Annotated in this window: 8 protein-coding genes and 1 pseudogene; 5 read left to right on the top strand and 4 right to left on the bottom strand. The window is 62.4% G+C overall.

All coding sequences use genetic code 11. The features are described 5' to 3' along the window. Window positions 1-165: 165 nt before the first annotated feature. A complete protein-coding gene (locus tag ACILRA_RS15745) occupies window positions 166-612 on the bottom strand; it encodes a DUF2852 domain-containing protein (RefSeq protein WP_395663026.1) in 447 nt (148 codons plus the stop codon). 166 nt (window positions 613-778) lie between these two features. Between ACILRA_RS15745 and ACILRA_RS15740 the strand changes: the two genes are divergently transcribed. From ACILRA_RS15740 to modC, 5 genes are all read left to right on the top strand, one after another. Beyond that, window positions 779-1,981 (top strand): pyrophosphate--fructose-6-phosphate 1-phosphotransferase, encoded by a 1,203-nt coding sequence (locus tag ACILRA_RS15740; protein ID WP_395663025.1) that lies wholly within the window; start codon window positions 779-781, stop codon window positions 1,979-1,981. After that, the gene (locus ACILRA_RS15735; protein ID WP_395663024.1) at window positions 1,981-2,388 is read left to right on the top strand and encodes a c-type cytochrome; all 408 of its coding nucleotides are present in this window, start codon (window positions 1,981-1,983) and stop codon (window positions 2,386-2,388) included. The genes ACILRA_RS15740 and ACILRA_RS15735 overlap by 1 nt, the downstream gene beginning before the upstream one ends. Before the next feature lie 94 nt (window positions 2,389-2,482). Then, entirely contained in the window at window positions 2,483-3,238 is a 756-nt protein-coding gene (modA, locus tag ACILRA_RS15730; RefSeq protein WP_395663023.1) for a molybdate ABC transporter substrate-binding protein, read from the top strand. Next, a complete protein-coding gene (gene modB, locus ACILRA_RS15725; protein ID WP_395663022.1) occupies window positions 3,235-3,933 on the top strand; it encodes a molybdate ABC transporter permease subunit in 699 nt (232 codons plus the stop codon). Before modA ends, modB begins: the two co-directional genes overlap by 4 nt. Continuing rightward, window positions 3,930-5,021, top strand: coding sequence for a molybdenum ABC transporter ATP-binding protein (modC, locus tag ACILRA_RS15720; protein WP_395663021.1), 1,092 nt, complete (start codon window positions 3,930-3,932; stop codon window positions 5,019-5,021). The genes modB and modC overlap by 4 nt, the downstream gene beginning before the upstream one ends. A 184-nt stretch (window positions 5,022-5,205) precedes the next feature. Here the strand turns inward: modC and ACILRA_RS15715 are convergent, their stop codons facing one another. The 3 genes and pseudogenes from ACILRA_RS15715 to ACILRA_RS15705 all read right to left on the bottom strand — a co-directional run. After that, complete coding sequence (locus ACILRA_RS15715) at window positions 5,206-7,245, bottom strand: M13 family metallopeptidase (protein ID WP_395663020.1); 2,040 nt, start codon at window positions 7,243-7,245, stop codon at window positions 5,206-5,208. 91 nt (window positions 7,246-7,336) lie between these two features. After that, window positions 7,337-7,804, bottom strand: a complete 468-nt coding sequence (locus tag ACILRA_RS15710) for a hypothetical protein (protein ID WP_395663019.1) — start codon at window positions 7,802-7,804, stop codon at window positions 7,337-7,339. 125 nt (window positions 7,805-7,929) lie between these two features. Beyond that, window positions 7,930-8,447 (bottom strand): annotated as a pseudogene (locus tag ACILRA_RS15705) (hypothetical protein); the annotation flags it as partial.

Here is an 8,447-nt window from a genome sequence, read left to right as displayed (position 1 = left end):
AACGTTTCTGCCTCAGACAAAATCAAATCACAAAAACTTCGGAATCAGGACACTAGCGCGCGTTCCGACCAGGTGGAATCACCTGGTCGAAAAGAACTCGCGCAAGTTCAATAGCTTGAGCATGATCTTGTCGCAAAAGTGGTTTCCACTTTTGCGGATCATGCTCTAAGGCATGTTGCGTTCGGCCATGAAGCGGTCGAACTCCTCCTGGTCCTTGGCGCGGCGGACCCTTTCGACGAAGTCGCGGAAGGCCTTCTGGTCTTCCTCGAGCTTGCGGCGCTCGTCTTCGAGACGCTTCAACTGCTCGCGCTTGTAGGCATCGAAGGCGGCGTTGCCAGAGCCCGCAAAGCCATAGGATGTGGCGGAGGATTTCCAGCCCGAAACATCAGGCATCTTGAACCCGGCCCAGGGCGCGCCGCCGCGTTCGGCCGAGCCCTTCCACATCTCGCCATTTTTCCACTTGAGGAACAAGGCGATGAGCCCGAGGGGCCAGAACACCACGAAGCCCGCAACCATGGCGCCGATCTCCCAGGCCGACCAGCGCGTGAAACCGATCCGCCGCTCGACCGGGGCGCTGTGCGTCTCAAAACCAGGCTGAGCCGTGCTTGTCATTTTTAACATTTTCCTCTCTCAAGAGTTGACAGGCATTGAAATGGGAACGCCGGAACCCCGCTTCAATGGAAAATCGGCACCTGGGCCTTCCGGCATCGCCGGGGTTGCCAAACCGGCCCGGAATGCTAACCCTCCGGAAACCGGCCTGCAGAGGAGCATCCCGCCCATGACCCAGCACCACAAGATTGCCATGCTGACCGCAGGCGGCCTCGCTCCCTGCCTCTCCTCCGCCGTCGGCGGCCTGATCGAACGCTACTCGGAGGTGGCGCCCGAAGCGCCGATGATCGGCTATCTCAGTGGCTACAAGGGGCTGCTGCAGGGCAATTCCATTCCCGTCACCCCTGAGGTGCGGCGCCGGGCACATGTGCTGCATGCCCATGGCGGCACGCCGCTGGGCAACAGCCGGGTCAAGCTCACCAACGTGGCCGACTGCGTGAAGCGCGGCCTGGTCAGGCAAGGCGATGATCCGCTCAAGGTGGCGGCAAACCAGCTCGTCAAGGACGGCATCACCATCCTCCACACCATCGGCGGCGACGACACCAACACCACCGCCGCCGATCTCGCCGCCTACCTGAAGCAGAATGGCTACCAGCTCACCGTGGTGGGCCTGCCCAAGACCATCGACAATGACGTGGTGCCGATCCGCCAGACGCTGGGCGCCTGGACGGCAGCGGAACAGGGTGCGCTGTTCTTCGAGAATGTCGTGAACGAGCAGTCGACCTCCTCGCGCCAGCTGGTCATTCATGAGGTGATGGGCCGCCACTGCGGCTGGCTGACCGCCGCAACCGCCAGGGCCTGGCGCGAGCGGCTCGACCGGCTGGAGTTCCTGCCCGAATTCAACCTCGACCGGCAGCACAAGGACGTCGATGCGATCTACATCCCCGAGATGCCGATTGACATCGAGGCGGAAGCCGTGCGGCTGAAGGCCCTGATGGACAAGATGGACTCGGTTTCGATCTTCGTCAGCGAAGGGGCCGCCGTGCAGGAAATCGTGGCCGAGATCGAGGGCCGCGGCGAAACCGTTGAGCGCGACGCATTCGGCCACGTCAAGCTCGACCAGGTGAAGGTGGGCGACTGGTTCGGCAAGCAGTTCGCCAAGAAGATCGGCGCCGACAAGACACTGGTTCAGAAGTCGGGCTACTTCGGGCGCTCCGCGGCCGCCAACCAGGCCGACCTCGAACTCATCCGCGCCATGGTTCATGTGGCGGTCGATTCCGCCCTCGAAGGCATCTCAGGCGTCGTCGGCCATGACGAGGAGAGGGGCGACGAGCTGCGCGCCATCGAGTTCCCGCGCATCAGGGGCGGCAAGCACTTCGACCCCAAGACGCCGTGGTTCGCCGACATGCTGCGTGACATCGGGCAGATCTGATGCGCGTCCTCCTCGCGTTGCTGCTGATGGCCGCCCCCGCGCTGGCTGACGAGGCGCTGGAACAGGGCCGCGCCGACTTCCGCCAACTCTGCGCGCCCTGCCATGGCGAAAGCGGCAAGGGTGGCGGCCCGAAGGCTGGGAAGCTGGGCAAGCCCCCCTCCGACCTCACGCTGATCACCAGCCGTTACGGGCGCTTTCCCGAGGACCAGGTGTTCCACACCATCGCCGGCATCGACATGCCGGATGACCACGGCACGCGCGAGATGCCGGCATGGGGCGACGTCTTCATCAGCGAGGGCGTGGGTGAAAGCACGGATCTCGCGGATGCGCTGCGGGCCTCGGATGATGCCTCACGCCGCATCGCCGGATTGATGCGCTACATCGAGTCGATCCAGGCCCCGCCCTGACGCCGGCACGGCATGGCCCTTGCTGGATATCGCGCAGTGTTATATCCATCTGGATATAACGAAATGCGGAACGGACATGATACTGCGCCGGAACATGTTTGCCTTGGCCGCTGCTGCCCTGATCCTCACAGCCGCACCTGCCGCACACGCCGCAGACCGGCTGACGGTGTTTGCCGCGGCGAGCCTCAAGACTGCGCTGGACGCGGCCGCGGCTGCATGGACGGCGGAGACGGGGAATGAGGCCGTGATCTCCTATGCGGCGAGTTCAGCACTGGCCAGGCAGATCGAGCAAGGTGCCCCCGCCGATATCTTCTTCTCCGCCGACCTGGACTGGATGGACGACCTGGCTCAGAGGGACCTCGTCGACAAGGCGAGCATAACCAGGCTGCTGGGCAATGAGATCGTGCTGATCGCACCACAGGGCTCAAACGCCGTGGCGGAGATCACGCAAGGCTTCGCGCTCGCGGCATTGCTGGGCGATGGCCGCCTCGCCATGGCGGACGTCAAGTCCGTGCCCGCCGGCAAATATGGCAAGGCGGCGCTCGAAACGCTTGGCGTCTGGGCCTCGGTCAAGGACCGGCTCGCGCAGGCGGAGAATGTGCGCGCCGCACTGAAACTCGTCGCCACCGGTGAGGCGCCGCTCGGCATCGTCTACCGCACCGATGCGCAGGCGGAGGCCAAAGTGAAGATCGCCGGTGCGTTCCCAGCCAGTTCGCATCCGCCCATCATCTACCCCGTGGCGCGCACCACAGCCTCACGCCATGCCGGGGCTGCCGCATTCATCACCTTTCTCGCGTCACCCGCCGCGGCAGACATCTTCAGGGCGCAAGGGTTCCGGTTGCTCGAATGACGGATTGGCTGCGGCTCAGCGCGGAGGAATGGGATGCCGTCAGGCTCAGCCTCCAGGTGGCGAGCGTCGCCATGCTGGCGAGCCTGCCCCTCGGCATCGCCGTCGCCTGGCTCCTCGCGCGGCGTGAGTTCTGGGGCAAGTCGCTGCTGAACGGCATCGTGCACCTGCCGCTGGTGTTGCCGCCGGTCGTCACCGGCTATCTGCTGCTTCTCTCCTTCGGAACGCGCGGACCCATCGGCTCCGTGCTGGCGGAGTTCGGCATCGTCTTCTCATTCCGCTGGACGGGTGCGGCGCTGGCATCCGCGGTGATGGGTTTCCCACTCATGGTGCGTGCGATACGCCTATCGATCGAGGCCGTCGACATGAAGCTCGAGGCTGCCGCTTCCACGCTTGGCGCCAACCGGGCCTTCGTCTTCCTCACCGTCACGCTGCCGCTGATCGTGCCTGGCATCATCGCCGGCATGATTCTGTGCTTTGCCAAGGCGATGGGCGAATTCGGCGCCACCATCACCTTCGTCTCCAATATTCCGGGCGAGACGCAGACGCTGCCATCGGCCATTTATTCCTTCACGCAAGTTCCGGGCGGAGACCCGGAGGCGCTGCGCCTCACCGCCATCTCCGTCGCGATCTCGCTTGCGGCCCTGATGGCATCGGAGGTTCTCGCCCGCCGCGCTGGCCAGAAGATCGCCGCATGAGCCTCATCGTCGCGCTACGCCACAGCCAGGGCAGCTTTGAACTCGACCTCGCCTTCGAGAGCACGGGGCCGCTCACGGCAATCTTCGGCGCGTCGGGCTCTGGCAAGACCACGCTCGTCAACGCCATTGCGGGGCTGATCACGCCCCGCCACGCGCGCATCATCGTTGGCGGCACGGTGCTGACCGACACAGACGCAGGGATCGCCGTGCCGCCGCACCGGAGAAAGATCGGCTACGTCTTCCAGGACGCACGGCTGTTTCCGCATCTGAGTGTTGAGGGCAATCTTGGCTATGGCCAGTGGTTCACACCCCGGCCGGAGCGCTACGCGTCACGCACGCAGATCCTCGAACTCCTCGGCATCGGGCATCTTCTGGCGCGCAAGCCGCGCGACTTGTCAGGTGGCGAAAAGCAGCGCGTTGCGATCGGGCGTGCATTGCTCTCCTCGCCGCGGCTTCTGCTCATGGACGAGCCCCTCGCCTCGCTCGACCAGAAGCGCAAGGACGAGATCATGCCCTATCTCGAGCGGCTGAGGGACGAGACGGGGATCCCCATCATCTATGTAAGCCACTCGGTCGCGGAGGTGATGCGGATGGCGAGCGACGTCGCCGTGCTGTCCGAGGGCCGCCTCCTCGCCTTCGGCCCCGCGCCGGACATCGCCCGCCGCCTCGACCTCATTCCGGCGGAAGAGCGCGAGGAAGGCGGTGCCATCCTCGACATGACGGTGGCCGCCTACGAGGAAGACTTCGGCATGACAAGACTCACCGCCGCCGCGGGCGACGTCTTCGTGCCGGGCTTCATCGGCCAGCCCGGCTCTCCCGCGCGGGTGCGCATCCGGGCACGCGACGTGATGCTGGCAACAGAGGAGCCCCGCAACATCAGTGCACTGAATATCCTGCGCGGCACGGTGGCGGAGATATCGGAGGCCGGCTTCTCGTCGGTCAACGTGACGCTCGACTGCGCAGGCGCGGCGATCCTCGCGCGCATCACCGCCAAGTCCGCCGCGGTCCTCGGCCTTGCGCCGGGCCGCACCGCCTATGCAGTGGTCAAGGCCGTTTCGGTGAGCGGCCCCACCCCCAGCACCCACTGACCGGTTTTGAAATACACTATGTTTGCTCGCGCGCGTTCCGACCAGGTAGAATCACCTGGTCGAAAAGAACTCGCGCAAGATCAATTGCTTGAGCATGATCTTGCCGCAAAAGTGGTTTCCACTTTTGGCGTTCATGCTCTAAGCTCAAGAGAGCTGCGCGGGCGGGTCGCCTGTGATCGCGGACTTACCAGATGCTCACGCGCTTTCCAGGGGACAGGTACATCATGTCACCCGGCTGCACGGCGAACGCCTTGTACCAGGCGTCGAGATTGCGCACCGTGTAAACCCGGTACTCGTTCGGGCTATGCGGGTCGGACAGCAATTGTTGCCGGATCCTGTCCGGCTTGGCGACTTCGCGCCACAGCTGCGCCCAGGCGAGGAAGAAACGCTGGTCACCCGTGAAGCCGTCAATGACCGGCGCTTTGCCGCCCTCTTCCTTGGCCACATGGATCTGATACGCATCATAGGCGATTGAAATGCCGCCGAGATCGCCGATGTTCTCACCAAGCGTGAGCGAACCGTTCACATGCATCCCCTCGATCGGCGAATAGTCGTTGTACTGGCTCACCAGAACCGCTGCCCGCTTGTCGAATTCCGCCCGCGATGCATCTGTCCACCAGTTGCGCAATACACCGGCGGAGTCGTACTGGCTGCCCTGATCGTCGAAGCCATGTCCCAGCTCATGCCCGATTACCGCGCCAATGGCGCCATAGTTGACTGCGGGGTCGGCATAGGGGTCAAAGAACGGCGACTGCAGGATTGCAGCCGGAAAGGTGATGGAGTTGAGCAGCGGCGCGTAGCCCGCGTTGATCACATGAGCATTGATCGTCCACATCCACTCGCGGCGCGGCTCATCAAGCATCTTGATCGCATCGGCATTCTCGAACTCCGTAAGCCGCATCACGTTGCCGAACAGGTCAGCTGGGTCGAGCCTGATCGAGGAAAAGTCCCGCCTCTTGTCGGGATAGCCCACATAGCTGGAAATTGCCGCCAGCTTGGCAAGCGCGCGTTCGCGTGTGGTTTCGTCCATCCAGACGTTGGCTTCCAGACGCGCCTTGAAGGCGGCACGGATATTCGCGACCAAGTCTTCCATCTTGGCACGGTAGTCTTCGGGAAAGTACGCCTTGGCGTAGGCATGACCCAGAGGCTCCGCCAGTATCGCACCAATGGTTGCCATCGCGCGGTTCTCACGCGAATCCTGTTCGGCAATTCCTTGCAGAAGCGTGCTGTGGAAAGCAAAATCGGCGGTTTCCCAGTCCTCAGACAGAAAGAACGCGAGAGAGTCGATATAGTGGTAGGTCAGGTAGGCCTTCATCGTCTCGACATCGGTTTCGCCAAACAGCTTCGCAAGCGCCTGGATTGATGCATCAGTCGAAAGCACCACCTCCTTCACGCCGCCAAAGCCCGCTGAATCCATATAGTGGCCCCATGAAAAGCCGGGCGCATAGGCCTCCAGCGCGTCCCTGGTCATGAGGTTGTAACCTTTGACCGGATCGCGCTTTTGCGCCGCCGTCCAGGAGAGCCCGGCAATCCGGGTCTCGAGGTCCATGATCGCCCTCGACTTGGAATCCGCGTCCGGCACCCCTGCCCGCGTGAAAACGCCGCTGATATGGGCGAGATAGGCAGTCCTGATCCCGTCATAGGCGTCGCCAGCGGTCAGATAGTACTCAGGACTGGGCAGGCCGAGCCCGGACTGGGAGAGTTTTACGACATAGCGCTTGGGGTTCTTGGCATCGGTACCGACGCCTGCCGAAATGAAGGAAGGCATGAAGGCCTGTCCCATCATGCCTGCAACCTCCTCGCGGGTCTTGAGTGCAGCGATGGCGGCAATCTTGGGCTTGAGGGGCGTCAAGCCCAAAGCATTTCGCTTGGCCACATCCATGTAGCTCTTGTAAAAATCAGCAATCAACGCCTCATCACTCCCCGCCTCAGGATTGCTGGCGAGGATGTTGGCCATCAATTCGCGCAACTGCGCCTGGGTTTTCAGCGACGCATCTGTCAAGGCATTGGAATAGGGAAAGCCCGGCGGCGGCGTGGCAGTCTTGAGCCAGCCTTCGTTCACGAAGCGATAAAAATCATCGCCGGGCTTGATGTCCTTCGAGATGAATTGCGTTTCGACACCCCAGCTGCCCAGGACAGGCTTGTTATCCGCTGCGGCAGTTCCAGCAATGGCCAGGCTTCCAGAAATCGCCGCGGCCAGCAGGAAGGAAACGACTTTGCGCATGGCGTTGCTCATTCTCTGGGCTCCCTGTTTCCTGATCGTGAGTGCTGACGCCCACGCGCGGCGCCAGCACCTGGCGCATGTTCAGTTCCTGTCAGTAACCGTGCTTACGGCGATAGTCGGCCACCAAGCGGCTGGACTTGGCGATTTCCGTGTCGTCGCAACCCTCGCTATAGCTCATGGCCTGCCCATGACTGTTGTACTGTGCAAAGCAGTCGCTCTGCCATGTCACCTCGAAGCCGCCATTCTGAAGCCGCTGGACTGAACCGCCCTTATGCTCAACGGCTTCGTCAAATTTCTTGCCCTTGTGAAGCGATACGTAGAGCTTCACGAGAGCGTTCGACTTCTCGATTTTCTTGTCGTTGCATTCCGGGCTGAAATACGTTGCCTCACCCTTGGGGTTGTATTGACCAAAGCAACCGTTCGTCCACCTTGCCTCGTGTCCGCTCGCTGTGTGACTGATCTGGGGTATTTCTGCGAACGCGGGGGTAACACATAGCACCGCTCCGGTGGCCAATGCCGCCACCGCAACCACGCTTCGGGCTTGAACATACGCCTTCATTGCCTCTCTCCTTGTTACCTGACTCTTTTCAACAATTCGCTCTGCTTGCCTCACTCCCCACCGTCACTCTTCGCTTCTTGAACATATCTGCCTTGGCCGATGGCGTTTTCCTGAGGCTGAGGACATCACCCTCCGGTACCACCGGCGGCCATCCGAAGTTCCGGGCCTCCCATCAGACCAGCGGCAAGATCGCCCTGCCTCGAGGCTCCGCCAACGCTGCCTGATGCAGCCGAGATCTCGAAGGTGATGGAATAGTTGCAAGTCTCGTTGCGGCGGGCAGCGGCGCGGATCAGATAGACCTGCGCCTTGTATTCGCCAGACGCACCCAACGTGCCAGCGAACTCATTGCCGGCAGACGAGCCGATATGGATAGCCTCATCCGAGCCGGGCGGGAGCACATTGAAGTAGCAGCGGGGATTGCTCGGCGAGAACAAGACCGACATCACCTGGCCGGCCTTGGCCACCAGAGTATAATTGACGCCATCGTCACCTTTGATGCTGCCCTCGATGGTGGCGGATGTTGTTCCGGCCTTGAACTTCACCGCTTTGGTTCTTTCTGAAGCGGTTGCGGCCAGGGGATGAAGGAGAATGACACCGGCAGCAATCAGCATGCCCAAGCTGGTCTTCATGATCGTCTCCATTT

The sequence above is a fragment of the Aestuariivirga sp. genome (genome assembly GCF_044239095.1).
Taxonomy (GTDB): Bacteria; Pseudomonadota; Alphaproteobacteria; order Rhizobiales; family Aestuariivirgaceae; genus Aestuariivirga.
Note: the sequence above shows the minus strand (reverse complement) of the source record. Positions and strands in the feature narration are given on the sequence as shown.

Bases quoted from the DNA above. Each gene is read 5' to 3' on its own strand.
- ACILRA_RS15745 (WP_395663026.1), bottom strand. From the start codon at position 612: ATGACAAGCACGGCTCAGCCTGGTTTTGAGACGCACAGCGCCCCGGTC.
- ACILRA_RS15740 (WP_395663025.1), top strand. From the start codon at position 779: ATGACCCAGCACCACAAGATTGCCATGCTGACCGCAGGCGGCCTCGCT.
- ACILRA_RS15735 (WP_395663024.1), top strand. From the start codon at position 1,981: ATGCGCGTCCTCCTCGCGTTGCTGCTGATGGCCGCCCCCGCGCTGGCT.
- modA (WP_395663023.1), top strand. From the start codon at position 2,483: ATGTTTGCCTTGGCCGCTGCTGCCCTGATCCTCACAGCCGCACCTGCC.
- modB (WP_395663022.1), top strand. From the start codon at position 3,235: ATGACGGATTGGCTGCGGCTCAGCGCGGAGGAATGGGATGCCGTCAGG.
- modC (WP_395663021.1), top strand. From the start codon at position 3,930: ATGAGCCTCATCGTCGCGCTACGCCACAGCCAGGGCAGCTTTGAACTC.
- ACILRA_RS15715 (WP_395663020.1), bottom strand. From the start codon at position 7,245: ATGCGCAAAGTCGTTTCCTTCCTGCTGGCCGCGGCGATTTCTGGAAGC.
- ACILRA_RS15710 (WP_395663019.1), bottom strand. From the start codon at position 7,804: ATGAAGGCGTATGTTCAAGCCCGAAGCGTGGTTGCGGTGGCGGCATTG.